The sequence below is a fragment of the Streptomyces sp. NPDC013187 genome (assembly GCF_042899705.1).
GTDB classification, from domain to species: domain Bacteria; phylum Actinomycetota; class Actinomycetes; order Streptomycetales; family Streptomycetaceae; genus Streptomyces; species Streptomyces hawaiiensis_A.
In genome coordinates this window covers 11,769-26,909 of the sequence record NZ_JBIBAF010000008.1, presented here as the reverse complement: position 1 = coordinate 26,909, position 15,141 = coordinate 11,769, and the positions used below count along the sequence as shown (strand labels likewise).

Annotated in this window: 20 protein-coding genes; 8 read left to right on the top strand and 12 right to left on the bottom strand. The window is 69.7% G+C overall.

Going from position 1 to position 15,141, the window contains the following annotated elements; genetic code table 11:
- The first annotated feature begins 133 nt into the window (after nt 1–133).
- The 3 genes from ACFY5B_RS17920 to ACFY5B_RS17910 all read left to right on the top strand — a co-directional run bounded on the left by ACFY5B_RS17920 (nt 134) and on the right by ACFY5B_RS17910 (nt 2,677).
- Nucleotides 134–844 (top strand): hypothetical protein, encoded by a 711-nt coding sequence (locus ACFY5B_RS17920; protein WP_389969991.1) that lies wholly within the window; start codon nt 134–136, stop codon nt 842–844.
- Between the two features lie 136 nt (nt 845–980).
- The gene (locus ACFY5B_RS17915; protein WP_389969989.1) at nt 981–1,628 is read left to right on the top strand and encodes a hypothetical protein; all 648 of its coding nucleotides are present in this window, start codon (nt 981–983) and stop codon (nt 1,626–1,628) included.
- The gene (locus ACFY5B_RS17910; protein ID WP_389969987.1) at nt 1,625–2,677 is read left to right on the top strand and encodes a hypothetical protein; all 1,053 of its coding nucleotides are present in this window, start codon (nt 1,625–1,627) and stop codon (nt 2,675–2,677) included. The genes ACFY5B_RS17915 and ACFY5B_RS17910 overlap by 4 nt, the downstream gene beginning before the upstream one ends.
- Before the next feature lie 27 nt (nt 2,678–2,704).
- On the opposite strand, the gene ACFY5B_RS17905 is transcribed toward ACFY5B_RS17910, so the two are convergent.
- Nucleotides 2,705–3,262 (bottom strand): hypothetical protein, encoded by a 558-nt coding sequence (locus tag ACFY5B_RS17905; RefSeq protein ID WP_389969985.1) that lies wholly within the window; start codon nt 3,260–3,262, stop codon nt 2,705–2,707.
- A 116-nt stretch (nt 3,263–3,378) separates the two neighbouring features.
- On the opposite strand from ACFY5B_RS17905, the gene ACFY5B_RS17900 reads away from it, so the two are divergent.
- Nucleotides 3,379–3,741 carry a hypothetical protein gene (locus ACFY5B_RS17900; protein ID WP_389969983.1) on the top strand — a complete coding sequence of 121 codons (363 nt, stop codon included), beginning with the start codon at nt 3,379–3,381 and terminating at the stop codon, nt 3,739–3,741.
- 65 nt (nt 3,742–3,806) lie between these two features.
- Here ACFY5B_RS17900 and ACFY5B_RS17895 read toward each other — a convergent pair whose 3' ends face one another.
- From ACFY5B_RS17895 to ACFY5B_RS17845, 11 genes are all read right to left on the bottom strand, one after another.
- The gene (locus ACFY5B_RS17895; protein ID WP_389969981.1) at nt 3,807–4,037 is read right to left on the bottom strand and encodes a hypothetical protein; all 231 of its coding nucleotides are present in this window, start codon (nt 4,035–4,037) and stop codon (nt 3,807–3,809) included.
- 305 nt (nt 4,038–4,342) lie between these two features.
- On the bottom strand, nt 4,343–4,813 hold the full coding sequence (locus tag ACFY5B_RS17890) for a pilus assembly protein TadG-related protein (protein ID WP_389969980.1): 471 nt from the start codon (nt 4,811–4,813) through the stop codon (nt 4,343–4,345).
- Entirely contained in the window at nt 4,810–5,238 is a 429-nt protein-coding gene (locus ACFY5B_RS17885) for a TadE/TadG family type IV pilus assembly protein (protein ID WP_389969978.1), read from the bottom strand. Before ACFY5B_RS17885 ends, ACFY5B_RS17890 begins: the two co-directional genes overlap by 4 nt.
- Nucleotides 5,239–5,700 carry a TadE family protein gene (locus ACFY5B_RS17880; protein ID WP_389969976.1) on the bottom strand — a complete coding sequence of 154 codons (462 nt, stop codon included), beginning with the start codon at nt 5,698–5,700 and terminating at the stop codon, nt 5,239–5,241.
- Between the two features lie 47 nt (nt 5,701–5,747).
- Nucleotides 5,748–5,999 (bottom strand): hypothetical protein, encoded by a 252-nt coding sequence (locus ACFY5B_RS17875; RefSeq protein ID WP_031107180.1) that lies wholly within the window; start codon nt 5,997–5,999, stop codon nt 5,748–5,750.
- A gap of 88 nt (nt 6,000–6,087) precedes the next feature.
- Nucleotides 6,088–7,011, bottom strand: a complete 924-nt coding sequence (locus tag ACFY5B_RS17870) for a type II secretion system F family protein (RefSeq protein WP_389969974.1) — start codon at nt 7,009–7,011, stop codon at nt 6,088–6,090.
- The gene (locus ACFY5B_RS17865) at nt 7,011–7,961 is read right to left on the bottom strand and encodes a type II secretion system F family protein (RefSeq protein WP_389970815.1); all 951 of its coding nucleotides are present in this window, start codon (nt 7,959–7,961) and stop codon (nt 7,011–7,013) included. Before ACFY5B_RS17865 ends, ACFY5B_RS17870 begins: the two co-directional genes overlap by 1 nt.
- Nucleotides 7,962–8,007: 46 nt before the next feature.
- The gene (locus ACFY5B_RS17860) at nt 8,008–9,315 is read right to left on the bottom strand and encodes a CpaF family protein (protein ID WP_389969972.1); all 1,308 of its coding nucleotides are present in this window, start codon (nt 9,313–9,315) and stop codon (nt 8,008–8,010) included.
- On the bottom strand, nt 9,312–10,193 hold the full coding sequence (locus ACFY5B_RS17855) for a hypothetical protein (protein ID WP_389969970.1): 882 nt from the start codon (nt 10,191–10,193) through the stop codon (nt 9,312–9,314). The genes ACFY5B_RS17860 and ACFY5B_RS17855 overlap by 4 nt, the downstream gene beginning before the upstream one ends.
- 17 nt (nt 10,194–10,210) lie before the next feature.
- Nucleotides 10,211–10,933 (bottom strand): hypothetical protein, encoded by a 723-nt coding sequence (locus ACFY5B_RS17850; RefSeq protein WP_389969968.1) that lies wholly within the window; start codon nt 10,931–10,933, stop codon nt 10,211–10,213.
- A gap of 467 nt (nt 10,934–11,400) precedes the next feature.
- On the bottom strand, nt 11,401–11,799 hold the full coding sequence (locus ACFY5B_RS17845; protein ID WP_389969966.1) for an SMI1/KNR4 family protein: 399 nt from the start codon (nt 11,797–11,799) through the stop codon (nt 11,401–11,403).
- A 204-nt stretch (nt 11,800–12,003) separates the two neighbouring features.
- Here ACFY5B_RS17845 and ACFY5B_RS17840 point away from each other — a divergent pair, with 204 nt between their 5' ends.
- Genes ACFY5B_RS17840 through ACFY5B_RS17825 form a run of 4 tightly spaced genes read left to right on the top strand, consistent with a single transcriptional unit; the run spans nt 12,004 to nt 15,059 of the window.
- Nucleotides 12,004–12,339, top strand: coding sequence for a hypothetical protein (locus ACFY5B_RS17840; protein ID WP_389969964.1), 336 nt, complete (start codon nt 12,004–12,006; stop codon nt 12,337–12,339).
- 7 nt (nt 12,340–12,346) lie between these two features.
- Complete coding sequence (locus ACFY5B_RS17835; protein ID WP_389969962.1) at nt 12,347–13,534, top strand: enoyl-CoA hydratase/isomerase family protein; 1,188 nt, start codon at nt 12,347–12,349, stop codon at nt 13,532–13,534.
- Nucleotides 13,531–14,169, top strand: a complete 639-nt coding sequence (locus ACFY5B_RS17830) for a hypothetical protein (protein WP_389969960.1) — start codon at nt 13,531–13,533, stop codon at nt 14,167–14,169. The genes ACFY5B_RS17835 and ACFY5B_RS17830 overlap by 4 nt, the downstream gene beginning before the upstream one ends.
- Nucleotides 14,169–15,059: a hypothetical protein gene (locus tag ACFY5B_RS17825; protein WP_389969958.1), complete on the top strand. Its 891-nt coding sequence runs from the start codon at nt 14,169–14,171 to the stop codon at nt 15,057–15,059. Before ACFY5B_RS17830 ends, ACFY5B_RS17825 begins: the two co-directional genes overlap by 1 nt.
- The last annotated feature ends 82 nt before the right edge of the window (nt 15,060–15,141 follow it).

Here is a 15,141-nt window from a genome sequence, read left to right as displayed (position 1 = left end):
GACCCGGCATCGACGGATCCCGAGACCGGTCGTCCCTACGGCTTCGACGGCCGCTCTCTCCTCCTCGTCGGCTCACGCCATCGACGTAGGAAACGACATCAAGCCGGCCGACGAGACCAAGGAAACGTAGGGCATGAGTGAGGAACGCGAGCGCTATCGGGTCGAGTTCGCGAGTGGCACCGCCGCCTCCGTGGCCGAGCGGCGCTCCTATCGTGATCTCGAACGCAACGACATCGAGCGGGACTTGCCAGGATGGCCGACCCGACCGGCCTTCGGAGCCCGAGGGTTCTTCGGCAAGCTCGGCGTGCACGTGCTGTCCGCCACCACCGGGCTCTTGATGCTGCCGCTCTACATCCTTGCCGACGCCCTCGGCAGTCCGGCGGCGCCGGAGGAGCGGGGAAAGCTGGAGGACCGCGAGAACGAGGTCGACGACTTCCCCGTCATGTGGGCCGGGGTGGGCGGGACGGCACGCACGCTGCCCTGGCAGCTCGACCCCTCCCGGCGTTCGTGGCGCACCGTGACCGATATCGAACTGGCCGAGCCGGATGGGCTGATACGCATCCTGTCGTACGAGGACACCGCGCGGGGCAGCCGGTTCCTTTCCTGGGGCGGTGGCGAGAAGACGCCGGGATCCGAGGCCGTCCTCTGGTCGGTTCCTCGTGAGGAGATCGCCGACGCGGAGATCAGGCGGTTCAGCAAGGCCGAGTCCGACTTCACGGTCTTCTTCCGGGATGGTTCGTGGGCCCGGCTGACGAGTTCGCCGTCCGGTGCCCGGAGGATCGTCGCCCTGCTCAGCCGAAATCCCCTCGACGCAGACAGCGGCCTCACTGCTCCACAGGCGTGAAACACACTGTTCGCAACCGCTACGCCACACTCCTCACCTTCCCCACACAATCCCCCACTGCCTCTCATGGAGCCATGACCCGCCCCTGATAGCTTCGTTCCCTGTCGCGTACACCGAAACAACGGGGAGATCAACAGTGGCCCGCCGCGCACTGACCACGACTGCCGCAGCGTTCGCCATGGCGTCGGCGCTGCTTCTGACCGCCTGTGGCGGGGGTGACGACTCGGCGTCGGACGACATCAAGGGCGCGGGCAACGGCTCGCCCAGCCCGGCGGCCTCGCAGTCGTCCGCGACGCCCGGCGTGAAGCGCCCGGTCATCAAGCTCCCCAGCAGCTTCCAGCTGACCTTCGAGAACTGGACGAGCAGCGATCCGGTGGAGCAGGCGGTGCTCAACGACGGCAGGGAACAGCTGCGGGCAGGGTACGAGGCGATCATCGAGAACGATCCCGACAGCAAGGACCGTGCCTTCTACGACACGAAGAACGGCTTCCTGCAGAGCCGGCAGTGGATCAGGACCTACACGGACAAGAACCTCACCGTCATCGGCAAGTTGCCCGTCTTCGATCCCAAGGTCACCCTCTCCAAGGACAAGGCGGCGGCGTCCCTCTCCTACTGCACCGATGAGAGCAAGGCCTCCACGAGGAACCGCAAGACCGGTGAGGTCAAGGGCAACCCGGCGGGTACCGACCCCGAGGTCTTCTACATGATCTCCATGGGCAAGAACGCCCAGGGGGTGTGGCAGGCAGTGTCCGCCCGTTCGGAGAGGGGCGGCTGCGCACAGTGAGGTCTTCACACGCCTCCCGTCACCTCACGCTCCTCTCGCTCACCGTCGCCCTCCTGGCACCCGTGCCGGCCGTCGCCCTCGGCGGCGAGGACAGTTACGGCGGCGGGGCCAAGAACAACGAGATATCCGCTTCCGCCTCGCACTCCCGCATCAAGGTCACCCAGACCAGCGGCCCCACCGGCGGCAAGCAGGGCACCGTCTCATCGACGGACGTGAACTGGAAGCCCCCGCCGTGCTGGTACGAGCCTGTCTTCACCCCTGAGCAGCTGAAGAACTTCTCCGAGAACGACGGCAACGGTGACGCCGGTCTGCGCGACGGCTGGTACGGATCGAAGCTCTGGACCGACCACTTCCGGGACGAGAAGGACGCCACCACCATCTTCACGAAGCCGGCGACCGTGAAGGGGTACAAGAACTACAACCTCGGCAAGAAGGGCTACTTCTGGCGAGGAGTCGCGCCGAACGTGACCGGACTCGACGACACGTCCTTGTGCAGCCGGCTGATGTTCTGGCAGGACGCGGGCGAGATCCCCGACGTGCCGAAAGCCCCCACCCCGAAGATCCTCGCGGAGTACGCCTACGACAAGGTCAAGGTCCCCGAGACCGAGGTGGAGCTGAAACCGGCGGCCAGGTCGACGGTGAACCTCCCGACCTGGGCGTGGCTGGACAGGGGCACGTTCAAGGACGTCAAGGTCCGCGCGGAACTCCCCGGCACGGGCCTGTGGGCGGAGACCACCGCCAAGCCGGTCGCCCTCCACCTGGACCCGGGCACCGAGGACGCCGAGGTCTTCCCCGCCTCCGGCGACTGCGCGATCGACGACGACGGCTCCATCGGCACGCCCTACACCAAGGCCAACGCCGACAAAACGCCCCCGTGCGGCATCCGCTACCTCCGCGCGACCGACGGCGCCCCCTACCAACTCTCCGCCAGCGTCACCTGGAAGATCACCTGGCAAGGCTCCGACGGCACCGACGGCGACCTCCCCGACGGCACCTTCGAAGCCACCCAGGACATGAACGTCCAGGAGATCCAGTCGGTCAACCGCTGACGCCCCGACCTCTCGTGCCCGTGATCGTCAGGCGCTGGCCGTAAGGGCTTCGAGCGCCCGGTCGTAGGAGCGGAACGCCGCTTTGCCCCGCTCAGGCGTGGCCGCGTCGGGGCGGAGGATGCCGGGAAGGTGACCAACCCGCCACATCCTGAAGACCAGGGCCGGGGCACTCCGCTCCGTCGCGTCCGCGATGCCGGCCACGACCGTCAGCGCTTCGGCGATCCTGGCCGCTCCCTGGCGGACGTCCCCGCCGGCCACCACCGCAGCGGTGACGAGGGCCTGCAAGAAGGACGTCAGCTGCACGTCGGCTGCCATGTGGCACATGCGGCGCACGATGTCCGGCTGCTCGAGATCCTCGAGCCGCGCGGGAATCCCCTCGATCGCCCCCGACCACAGCAGCAGGGCTGCTGCCGTCACCTCGTGCTCGCGCACGTAGCCCAGTTCTTCTGCGATGCGCATGGTGGCCGGTGAGAAGCCGCCGATGTCACGGACGAGGTCGAGCAGTCGGTCGACCTCGCCGCGACGACCGCTCACCAGCTCACCGACGGAGGCGGCACCGACACTCCATGTGCCGGTCGCCGACACTCCGTCCGCTCCACCACCGTTCGGCCGTCCCCGTGCAAGGCACAACCGTGCGACGGGAAGATCCGACGGGGTACGGTTCCTCCGAGATCAGAGCGTCGGACGTTGGGGGCTGCCGCATGGGCAAGGGCAAGAGCGACCTCGCGCTTCCGCTGACCGAGTTGGAGAGCTACGGGCGTCGACTGCGGTCCATCAAGACCCGGCTGAATCACACCAAGAAGCTCTTCGAGTCGTACAAGGACGACATCGGCGACGGCAGCGTCAATGACGCGCTCGACGATTTCGAGTCCAACTGGGAAGACGGGCGCGAGGACATCACGCAGCAGCTGGACGCGCTGGCGAGCATGTCCGATGCCGTGGTGCGCGAGTTCAAGAAGCTGGACGACGAACTCGCCAAGAAGGTGAACGACGCCATGAAGACCGAGGACAAGCGGGGCGGTAAGGGCGGTAGAGCCGGTAAGGGCGACGAAGGCGGCGAGTGACGCCGTCGGAGAGACGCACGAAAAGGCCCCGGGTCCGAAGATCCGGGGCCTTTTCCATGCGTTCGTCAGTGAGCGACGGCCGCGTTGAGGTGCAGGTCCGCCGCGATGCCCTGCGGCGAGACGGAGAGGCCCACGCCACCGCCGACGCCGGTGGTGAGGCCCGCGGCCGTGGTCTCGACGTAGAGACCGGCAGCGGCGCCGGCACCCGCGGAGGCACCGCCCGCCTGGCCGCCGGCGATGGTGTCCAGCTCGGCGTCGGACATCTGGGCGGTCTCGATCTGCGGGGTGAAGGCCATGAGGGGCGGTTCCCTTCGTTTCATTCATTTCAATTGCTCGAGCGTGACCGATCAAAGCACGCCGAAGTAGGGGCAGCCAGTCGGTGGCCAGTCCGTGGGAGGGAAAGCGGACGGAAAGCAACCGGCGAATTCACGGGTGTGACCATACGGTCACCGGCAGCCTCGCGACCTTCACACCTTCTGCCGTTTCGCGATACAGGAATGCAGTCCGCGGCGCGGAAAACGGTCCGGGCCCGGCTGCTTCCCCGCCGCATCCCGACCTCACAGTGAACGGTGTGCAGATCCACGGGATGTTCGGGACCGGCTCAGCCGACCTCGTTCTCCGCGACCGCCTGCCCGTGGACCACCACGTCACCGCCGTAGAACATGCCCGTGAAAACCGGGGAGTACGTGAGCTGCACCTCGACCTCGACCTGCTCGGCGTTCGCCACCACGCAGTGGGTCGCGCCGATGTCCGCGCCCGTCATGTCCATCTCGCGGGCGAACGCCTTCACGCGGGCGTTGCAGTTCTCGAAGTTGATGGGGGCGGGGCCGCCCTCGTTCTCGTACAGTGCGTCGCGGTCGATGTCCTGGGCCGCGTAACGGGCGGCCTGTTCGGCGATGTCGGCGGCGCGTTCGCGCTTGGAGATGGACAGCCCGCCGTCGATGACGAACGCGGAGAGGGAGAGGAAGACGAGCGTGAAGATGATGACCGCTCCCGCGCCGGAGCCACGGTCGTCCAGACGTGCGCCACGGGCCGCCCACCAGGACGACCAGGAGGACCGAAGGTGTCTCACGCCGACCTCCGGAACGGGTCGAGGGGGGAGCTGAAGCTAGACGACAGGGTCGTCGGGACGTCGAGGCCGAGCATGGCGAGGCCCCGCACCTGGCAGCTCACCTCGACGGTGAAGATGGTGTCCGGTTCGAAGCCCTGGCTGGTCTGCGTGACGGACACCGGGCCCGAGCAGACGTCCGCGAGGTTCGCCTCCGCGGCCTTCTTGGCCTCGGCCATGGCCGTCGCGTGGTCCTTCTGGATCGAACCGGCGCGGGCCGCGTCCCTGGCGGCGCCGTCGAGTGCTCCGCGGCCGTCCACGAGCTGGCCGAAGGCCACCAGGACCAGGATGAACAGGATCATCACCGGGGCGAGCATCACGACCTCGACGGTGGACAGGCCGCTGTCGTCCGCTGTCCGGCGGCGCTTCGGGACAGGAGGGACGGACATTCAGTTCCCCTCTTCCTGGACGAAACGCTCCACCGGCCCCGCCGACTGGGCGTGCACCGTCAGGTCCAGCCCGGGAAACACCGTCGGGACCCGGGCCGCGATCTCCACGCCCACCGTGTTCTGCTCGGGCTGGAGCATCGTCACGTTCGGGGACAGCACCAACTGCGGGCCCAGCTGCTGGATGTAGCTGTCCACCACGTCCCGTGCCTCGCCCCGCCACGCGCCCGGCTGCTCGTCGGCCGTGGCGCGGGCCTTGCGGGCTCCGGCCTGAGCCGCCGCCTGGGCGACGTGGTCCGCGAAGAAGTACAGGGCGAACTGCACGGTCGCGAAGATCATGAAGAACAGGACCGGAGTGAGCAGCACGAACTCGATCGCGGTCATGCCTGAATCGCCGCGTGCGGCCGCACGTTCCCGTGCGGCCCGCACCCAGCGGCGTGCCCGTCTGCCCACATCTGCCGGCATCCCGTGAACCCCGTTGCTCCTGATGCTTTTGACGCTCCCGAGGGCGATCAGCAGGTCTTGCCCGCGTCCGCACCCTTGATGCAGTCGCCGACCTTGTTGGCGCCCTCGCTCAGCGCGGCGTTGATGATGGCGGCCACGACACCCACGATCGCCACGACCACCGCGGAGATGATGACCCACTCCACCGCGGAGGCACCGCGGTCCAGCTCGCCCGAGCGGGCCCGCTCGGTGCGCGCCTGGAGGAAGGTGACGAGGAAGTCCACAGCGGGGATGCCGGTGTGGAAGGTGCGTCCGTTCATGACGTCTTGTCCTTTCGAAATCAGGTCACGGAGTTCTGGAGTTGTGAAGGTCGCTCACTGCGAGCTCACCGCAAGGCTCATGCACGGCTCACTGCACCTGGAACACCCGCATCGCCGCCGGAAAGATCAGGAACACCAGGAACCCGGCGCACAGCAGCAGCTGGGCGACGAGCATCGACTGGGACTTCTCGCCCGCACTGCCCTCGATCTCGGCGAGTTCGCGGTGCCGCATGGTCTCGGCGCGGGAGGCGAGGGACTCGCGGACCTTGGCGCCGTCGTCCGCGACCAGGGCCAGGGAGGCGGAGAGGTCCTTCAGCTCCTCCACGCCGATCTCCTCGCCGAGCGCGCCGAGCGCCTGCCACTGGCTGACGCCGGTGATGCGGGCGTCGGACAGGGCGTTGCGGATGCGCTGGTTGGCCCAGCCGTCGGACACCTCGGCAGCGGCCATCAGGGCCTCGGGCAGACCGCGACCGCCGGCGAGGCTCATCGACACCAGGTCGAGGTAGGCGCCGATCACGCGCCGCAGGTCGCGCCGCTTCTCGGCCGCGTCCCGGCGTACCTCCAGGTCGGGCAGGAAGAAGAAGACGACCGCGAAGAGCAGGGCCAGCCAGACCGGGATGATCGGGCTGCGGCCGAAGCCCAGCGTGTAGACGATGGCGAACAGGAACGGGCCGAAGAACAGACCGGCCACACCCAGCAGCACCTTCGTCGCCAGGAACTTCTCCCAGCTGCGGTCCAGCACCGCGAGGTCCGCGCGCAGCGAGCGCTGCTCCCAGCCCTGCTGGAGGTAGAACTCCGAGACGCGCAGGCCGACTTCGGCCCGCAGCGCGCCCAGGCGGCCCTTCTCCCGCTCCACGCGGGCCGACTCGTAGGCCGAGCCGCGGGCGCGCATCGCGTCGATCCGCGCGACCTGCGAGATCGCGCTGCGCTTGCTGGGCATGAGGGCGCGCACGAGGGCGTAGATGCCCAGGCCGAGGACGGCGCCGACGACGAGCGGCATCGTGAGGTCCATCAGCGCGCCCCCTCTTCCTGCGGCAGCCGCTGCTGGGACTGCGCCCCCGACGGCGTCCTCGGGCGGACGAACTGGACGGAGGCCTCGTCGCGGACGAGGAAGCGCTCGGGCGTCTCGATCGTGGACAGCTTGCGCAGCCACCAGAAGCCGAGCGCGAACAGGCCGCAGACACAGGCAAGGACGAGCTGGCCGACGGCCGTTCCGTACGGCTCCACGAAGTCGCGGTTGAAGATCGACAGGCCGAGGACGAAGGCGATGGAGACCGCGACGACGATCTGCACCGACCTGCGGGTCGAGGCGCGCTGGGCCATGACCCGCTGGCGCATGTCGACCTCCTCGCGGGCCGACTTGGCCAGGGCGCCCAGCACTTGGCGCAGACCCGGGCCGCGCAGGCGGGCGTTGAGGATGAGGGCCGCGACGATGATGTCGGCGGAGCCGTCGTCGATCTCGTCGGCGAGCTGCTGGAGCGCCTCGGGCAGCGGGGTGCGGGCGCGCAGCCGGTCGACGAGGGCGTCGAGGTGGGGGCGCAGGACGGGGGCCGCGGCGCGGGCGGAGGCCGGGATGGCCTGCTCCAGGCCCACGGCGCCGGCGATGGTGTCGCGCAGGGACTCCGTCCAGGAGGCCAGGGCCTCCACGCGGCGCATGGCGGCCCGTTCCTCACCGGCTCCGCCGAACAGGCGGTCCCAGAAGAAGACGAGGACGCCGGCCGCGATGCCCGCGACGGCCCAGCGGGTGAGGACGAGGACGACCAGGCCGACGATGGCGGCGAGCGAGCCGCGCTGCCCGGCGAAGCGGATCAGTTCGCTCGCCCGCTCGGCGGCCTTCTGCTTCTCGTGGTCGGGCTTGACGGGCAGTCCGCGGATGGCGATGAGGAGCAGGGCGAGCCCGCCGCCGACGGCGACGCCGCTCCCGATCGAGTACAGGACGGTGGTGGAGAACAGGCCGCCCATGGAGCCGAGCGAGCCGATTGCCGCGAGGTTCGTGGTCATTCCCGGCTCACCCCCAGGTCCCGGACGGCCGGTAGCCGTGTGCCATCAGTTCCTCCAGGCAGGCTATGGGGGCGTGCGGCACGATCCGGCCGTCGGGGGCCTCCGCGAACACCTCGCTGGACAGCACGCGTCCGTCGACGCCGTTGACCTCGCGGACGGAGGTGACCATGCGCTGGAGGCGGCCGCCGTTGCCGTAGTTGTTGCGCCGCTGGATGAAGACGACGAAGTTGACCGCGCCCGCGATCAGCATCTGGCTGGCCTCGATGGGCAGCCGTTCCGTGGCCTGCAGCGCGTAGGTGGAGATACGGTTGAAGACCTCGTGCGAGCTGTTGGCGTGGATCGTGGACAGGGAGCCGTCGTTGCCCTGCGACATCGCGTTGAGCATGGTGACGATCTCGTCGCCGAGGACCTCACCGACGATGACGCGGGAGGGGTTCATACGCAGCGAGCGCCGTACCAGCTCCGCCATCGAAATGGTGCCCTGGCCCTCGGAGTTGGGCAAGCGCTCCTCGAAGGCGACGACGTTGGGGTGCAGGTCGGGGAAGGTGTCGAGGCCGAGCTCCAGGGCCCGTTCGACGGTGATGAGGCGCTCGTGCGGCGGGATCTCGTTGGCGAGGGCGCGCAGGAGCGTGGTCTTGCCGGCGTTGGTGGCCCCGGCGATCATGATGTTCTTGCGGGCACGGACCGCGCAGGCCATGAAGTGGGCGACCTCGGGCGACAGGGTGCCGTTGCCGACGAGGTCGGAAATGAAGACCTTGCCCATGCGCGCGCGGCGGATGGACAGGGCGGGGCGCCGGGTGACGTCCATGACGGCCGACAGACGCGACCCGTCGGGCAGGCGCAGGTCGAGCTGCGGGTTGGCGGAGTCGAAAGGGCGGGAGGACAGACCCGAGTAGGCGCCCAGTACCTGGATGAGCTCGATGAGCTCCTCGTCGGTCTCGGCGACGGGGTCGCCCTGCACCTCACGGCCGTCGGCGTAGCCGATGAACACCTGGTCGCAGCCGTTGATGTCGATGTTCTCGACCTCGGGATTGTCCAGCAGCGGCTGGAGCCGGCCGACGCCGAACAGCGCGGCGTGCACGGCGGCCGCGTACTGCTCCTCGGTCTCGGCGTCCAGCGGCGTACGGCCCGCGTTGATCTCGGCGCGGGCGTACTCCTCCAGGATCTGGGCTATGACGGCGCGGGCGTACTGCCGCTCGTCCTCCGTGGACATCGGGGTGACGCCCGCGGCCTGGTCCTGCCGGCGCTGCTCGGCGATGCGGTCGCCGGCGTCCTGGCGGAACCGCTTGACCAACTGGTGGTCGACAGCGGTCATGCGCCGGCCCCCGCGTGGCCCTGCATCTGGCCCGGGGCGTGCGGGGCGTGGTGGGCCTGGTCGGCCTGGGCGGAGGCGGCCCAGGCGGCGCCGTACTGCTGGTAGAGGTCGGCGGCGACCTTGCGGGCCGAGCGGATCAGCAGCGACTTGTCGAGGCGGCCGCGCTTGCGGCCGGCCAGCATGTCGGCGCCGGCCGGGTCGTCGGCGATGGTGCCGACCACGCGGGCGCCCGTCTGGGCGTGCACGAGCATGTCGTTGACCTGCGAGGCGAGCTTGCCGGCCGTGCCGGTGTCGGCGATCAGGACGACACCGATCATCGGGATGCCGAGGCTCGCGGCGCCACGCGATCCACCGTGCAGCTTGGTCGCGAGGGCGGCGGCGCGGTCACGGACACGGGCGATGGCCTCCGGCTCGGTGCGCGAGACGAGCAGCACGAGCGCGGCGTGCGGGAACAGTTCGACGGCCGGGGTGTCGCCGCTGATGCGTCCGCAGTCCGCGATGACGTCGGCGGCGGCGTGCGGGGAGTCGGCGAGGGAGCTGAAGGCGTGCCCGAGCGTCGGCCACAACCCCGCGAGTCCGGCGGCCTGTTCGGCGATCCCGAGCCCGACGAGGACTTCGAGCCCGCCGCTCAGCGGCTGTACGTGGTCCCAGAGCTGGTCGGGCACGAGGCCGCGGCGGGCCGTGGCGGCGATGGACAGCATGCCGGTGTTGGGGTTGAGCGGTCCGCCGTGCGCGGCGGCACTGCGGTAGACGAGGTCACCGCCCGCCGGGTCCGCCTCGGCGAGCAGGACACGCCGCGGCCAGACCGCCGCGAGGGCGACGGCCGCGGTGGTGACGCCGGGGGAACCCTTGTCGGCGGCGAGAGCGATGAGCGCCATGGGGTGGGTGCCGCCTTCTAGTTGCCGGGGACGTGCACGATGGCGACTTCGTTCGCGGCCGCCGCAGAGGCGAGCGCGGCCGCGTCGGCCTGGTCGACGAGGACGGTGATCGAGAGGTTGCCCGTGCTCACGGTGGCATCGTCGTCCGCCTCGACGGTGTTCACGCGCGCGTCGTCGACGAGGGCGCCGCCGGAGGAGGAGGTGCCGCTCGAACCGCTGTTGCTGTCGGAGCTGTTCGAACCGGAGCCGGTGGAGCCGACGCGGTAGGCGGAGACGACGTCGCCGGCCTTGATGTCCGCGGGGTACGTGCCCTCCTTGAGCGCGAGGCCGACGGAGGCCTTGCCCGCGGGCAGGCTGGCCTTCTTGGCGAACATCTGACCCATCACGACCGTGTCGGAGTAGATCGTGGACTTGGCCTTGAGGGTCTTCAGCGTGGCCAGCTGGTCCCACGTGACGTAGTTGATGCTGTCGTCGGCGGCGACCATCACCGAGGTCACGTTGTCACCGACGGACTCCCCGGCCTGGATCTCCTTCGTCACCTTGACGACCTCGACCCGGTTACCGACCTGCAGCACGAGCATCGTCACACCCAGTGCACCCACCAGGATCAGCAGCACCGCGAGCGCGGCCAGTGCCGGTTTGCGCTCGCGAGGCGGGGTGGGAAGCCGGTCGCCGACCGACGGCTGAGCCGGAGCGGCAGAACGACCTGCGCCCGCCCCCGTACGCTCTTGGATCTTCACGCAACCGCTCCCCGTACACCCAAGAAGATGCCTGTCATGTACCTTCAAATTCGGACACTTCACCCGCGTCGGCCCGCACGGAAAGGTACGGGACGGGCCGGACGTACTCGCCCGACCTGGGCGAATAGCCAGCACTGGGGGTGAGTGTCAAGCCATCGCACCGTATCAGCCGCACATAAGCCCCTCAAGACGCGTCCGGCCCCACGGGCCGCAGGGTGCGGCCTGTTATCCATCTGCAACGCCCCGCCCGCTCAACCCGGCCGGAACCAGCCCCACATGACGTCAGCACCTGTGCGCGAGCGAATCGCCACGAGCCCCAACAGGTTTCGTCCACGGGCTGGTTCGTCACCTGTCGGCCATCAGGCCTGCACGATTCACTCACGAAGCCGGGGGCGGTGCACCGCATGGTCTTGCCTTCGTGAGGGTGACGCTTCTGGTGAGACGCAGAACGCGAAGCCGGGCTGAAGCTACCGATACCAGTCCTCTCCCCCGCTCTCCAGCGCCCTGCGCACATAGCCGGCGAGGTCCGCTGCCACGAGACCGCGTTCGTCCGTCTCGTGGTCCCAGACATGGACCCCGGCCTGTACGGAGGCCTGCACGAGCGCGAACTGGTCTCCCCCGCCGTTGTCGCCGATGAACAGCAGAGAGTCGAACGGTCGGTAGAGCGAGCGGATCTCGGGGTCGTTCCGGAGGGTCCGGTTGTTCTCCAGAATCTGTTCAGCGGGCCAGACGACGGCCTCGCCGTACGGGCCCTCGATGCCGTCCGTCTCCAGGAGCAGGGCGCTCAGGTCGGGCGGCAGGAGGTGACCGAGGGACTGCTCGACCCGGTGGAGGACGGCAGGGTCCGCCGGAGGGCGCGACGGCACTGCTCCGGACTCCTCGATCAGGCCACGCCACATATCGGCCCGCACTCCCTCCGCCTCACCGCCGCGCCCCACCCCCAAGCTCCGGCAAACCCTCCCCCATCTCCCCCTCAAGCAACGCCCATCCTTCCACCAGCAGCGGTCACGCGCCGTGAACCGCTGCCTAAGATCGCGAACGCCCCACCACCGGACCGCCGGGAACGCGACGTGAGTGATCTGCGGCTCGAGGACACCGTCTTCGAGGACCTGAAGCGAACCTTCTCGACGATCTCCGACCGTATGGACGGCGCCCGGCGGACGTTGCGCGGTACCGACGGGTCGGTCGTCGGAGCCCCCCGGCTCGTCGACGACGTGCACGACTTCGCCGACGACTGGGCCTACGGCATCAAACAGCTCGGCAAGCACACCCAGAACGCCGTCAAGATGATCAACAAGATCGGCGAGACCTTCGACAAGCTGGACCTGGAGCTCGCCGAGTCGATGAAGGCGTCCAAGACGTCCAAGGCCCCCAAGGCTTCCAAGACCGCCGGGAAGGGGCGCTGAAACGCCCATGGGACGTCCCTCCTTCCCCCACATAGGCTGGGACCCCACCCCCGGCGACGTCGAGCAGACCCGTGAGCTGGCCAAGCGGATCGGCGGCCTGGCGAGTGAACTCGGCACCGCCGTGAGGGAACTGGAGCGCATCGAGTGCGGCGCCTGGAAGGGCAAGACCGCCGTCGCGTTCAGTGAGCACATCGCCACCGACGTCACGCCTCTGATCAGGAAGAGCTACGAGTCCTTCGACAAGGCCTCCCGCGCCCTGCACCGCTGGGCCGGCCAGCTCGACGGCTTTCAGGACGAGGCCGACCGGCTGGAGAAGGAGGCCGGGGAGAAACTCGACGCGCAGGCGGACGCCCAGGAGGGGACCGAGGCTTACGGGCAGGCGTCCGGTGACGTGAACGGGGTCATCCAGAAGGTGCACGGCCTGGAGGAGCGGTACCGGCACGCCGCCGGTCTCGTCGGCCGGGACCTCGACAAGGCCGCCGGCATCGCCCCCGACGAGCCCGGTTTCTGGGACAAGCTGGGGCACGGCATCACCGACGCGTGGGACGCCACCGGGGAGTGGTTCAAGGACCACGCCGACCTCATCAAGACCATCGGCGACGTGCTGAGCCTGGCCAGCGGCGTCCTCGGCATGCTCGCCATCATCACCGCCCCCTTCGAACCCCTCGGCGCGATCTTCGCCGCCGGCGCGATGATCACCAGCGGCGCGGCCCTTCTCAGCCACGCCGTCGCCAAGGCCGCCGGCGCGGACGTCTCCTGGACCGAGATCGGCTTCGACGCCCTGGGCATCCTGCCGGGGGTGAAGGGTCTGACGGGCAGTGCCGAGCTGGCCAAGGGGGTCAGCGCGACCGCGCGGGCCGCGGAGCTCGGCGAGGGCTACCGCGGAGTCACCAGCGTCGGCAGGTCGTTCGTGCTCTTCGGGCCGTTGAAGGCCGCGCCCGTGGTGAAGCTGGGCGAGGGCGGCAGCCGTCTGACACTGGCCGTCGAGAGCGGGCTGCAGAACGTCCGCAAGGGGCAGGTCCTCGGCACCCAGGGCATCAACACCATCGCCTCGAAGCTGCCGTTCATCAAGGGCGAGGAGGCCATAGCCCCGATGAGCCGGGCGGGACGCGCACTCGACGCCTCGATCAAGGGCGGCCTCAACGCCCTGAAGCTGCACACCATCGCCACGCACGACTTCGGGGCCCACGCATGACCGCCCTGACCGTGGCCGACGCCACCCTGCCGCCCTTGGCGTTCCGCCTTCCCACCGGCATCCACGCCATCGAGGTCTCCCTCGACCCGGAGGAACGCGCCGACGCGGCACGGCGCCTGGTCCGGGACCTCTTTCCACAGGGCGAGGAGCCGCTGTGGAACGCCATAGGCTCCCTCTACAGCGCCATGGCCGACGAACTGCTGGCCGACGGGGTCGCGTTCTTCGGGATCGGGCTCTACGAGATCGAGGACGGCGGCGGTATCGCCCACTGCGCCCTCACCATCGCCGTCCACGAGCGCGGGGACGCGGACCCCGACGTCGTCGCCGAGGGCACGAGGGCCGCGCTGCTGGGTGATCCGTTGCGTGAGGTGTCCTGGCTCGACCTGCCGTGCGGCCCGGCCGTCTGCGGGATCACCTTCCGGAAGCTCGTCGTGGACGGCGCGTACACGACGTCCGGCAGGGACGAGGACCTGGTCATGGGGCAGATCCAGGTGCACATTCCGTTCCCCACGGCCCCTTACACCGCCGTGCTCACGCTCGACACCGCGTCGGTGGCGCAGTGGGAGGAGTTCTCGCACGCCCTGGCGGACATCATCGGGTCGGTGGAATTCCCGCGGAGAGAAGTGGCGCACTGATGGACTGGTACCCCAGCGCGGACGAGGATCTGCTGCTCCGGACGTCGGCCCGGTTCGCCGCCGGTCTGGCGGCCCCGGTCGCCGGATGCCGCTGGTTCCGCGACCCGCAGCGCGGCGACATCCAGGGCGAACTCCCGCACTGGCCCCCCGGCCCGGTCCACACCCCGCGCGGCACGGGCGACCGGGCCGCGCGCCGCACCGGCCGGGCGCTGGCCTTCGGGATCCCTCTCATCGCCAACCTCGTCGCCAACATCGGTGGCGCCGCGGGCAGCCCCTTCGGCAGCGTGCCCACCACCGGCAAACCCGAGGAACGGGAGAACGAGGTCGACGACTTCCCCGTCATGTGGGCGGCCCCCGGCGCCCTCGCCCGCACCGTCCCCTGGCAACTCGACCCGGACCGCCGCCCCGAGGGCTACACCACCGACCTGGTGCTGACCAGCCGCCGCCTGCTCTTCCTGGGCACTCGCACGGGCACGATCGCCAAGGCCGACGTCCTGGCGGAGTACCCGCGGGACGCCGTCGCGGGCGCCCGGCGGATGCGCTTCAGCGAGGTCGAGGCGGATGTCAGGCTGACCTTCGCCGACGGCTCCTGGATCCGCCTGTTCACCGGCAACCCCGACAGCGCCGAGCGCCTGGCGGAGCTCCTGGCAGGGACCGCCGACACCATCGGGGAGAGCGACCTCACCCCCGGCCAGCGCGACCGCGTCACCCGTTTCCTCGCCGACCTCCCGGCCGACGCCCGGCCCCCCACCTTCCGGCGCCTCCCGAGCGGCGTCGTCCTGGCCGAGGCCCGTGTCCCGTCGAAGGCGGGCGAGGACCTCCACGAGACCCACGGCATCCTGATGGGCCCCTCCGGCGAACCGGCCAAGCCGCAACCGGGCGACCTGTAGCACTCGCGAAGCCCCGAGTAGAGTGCGGCGCGGACAGCGATCGGACGCGCGGGGGCTCACCGGTGAGAGCAGTCAGGACGAA

Coding starts and splice junctions, on each gene's coding strand:
- ACFY5B_RS17875 (WP_031107180.1), bottom strand. CDS start 5,999: ATGAACGGACGCACCTTCCACACCGGCATCCCCGCTGTGGACTTCCTC.
- ACFY5B_RS17835 (WP_389969962.1), top strand. CDS start 12,347: ATGGGACGTCCCTCCTTCCCCCACATAGGCTGGGACCCCACCCCCGGC.
- ACFY5B_RS17900 (WP_389969983.1), top strand. CDS start 3,379: ATGGGCAAGGGCAAGAGCGACCTCGCGCTTCCGCTGACCGAGTTGGAG.
- ACFY5B_RS17920 (WP_389969991.1), top strand. CDS start 134: ATGAGTGAGGAACGCGAGCGCTATCGGGTCGAGTTCGCGAGTGGCACC.
- ACFY5B_RS17825 (WP_389969958.1), top strand. CDS start 14,169: ATGGACTGGTACCCCAGCGCGGACGAGGATCTGCTGCTCCGGACGTCG.
- ACFY5B_RS17855 (WP_389969970.1), bottom strand. CDS start 10,193: ATGGCGCTCATCGCTCTCGCCGCCGACAAGGGTTCCCCCGGCGTCACC.
- ACFY5B_RS17880 (WP_389969976.1), bottom strand. CDS start 5,700: ATGCCGGCAGATGTGGGCAGACGGGCACGCCGCTGGGTGCGGGCCGCA.
- ACFY5B_RS17860 (WP_389969972.1), bottom strand. CDS start 9,315: ATGACCGCTGTCGACCACCAGTTGGTCAAGCGGTTCCGCCAGGACGCC.
- ACFY5B_RS17870 (WP_389969974.1), bottom strand. CDS start 7,011: ATGGACCTCACGATGCCGCTCGTCGTCGGCGCCGTCCTCGGCCTGGGC.
- ACFY5B_RS17885 (WP_389969978.1), bottom strand. CDS start 5,238: ATGTCCGTCCCTCCTGTCCCGAAGCGCCGCCGGACAGCGGACGACAGC.
- ACFY5B_RS17895 (WP_389969981.1), bottom strand. CDS start 4,037: ATGGCCTTCACCCCGCAGATCGAGACCGCCCAGATGTCCGACGCCGAG.
- ACFY5B_RS17830 (WP_389969960.1), top strand. CDS start 13,531: ATGACCGCCCTGACCGTGGCCGACGCCACCCTGCCGCCCTTGGCGTTC.
- ACFY5B_RS17865 (WP_389970815.1), bottom strand. CDS start 7,961: ATGGGCGGCCTGTTCTCCACCACCGTCCTGTACTCGATCGGGAGCGGC.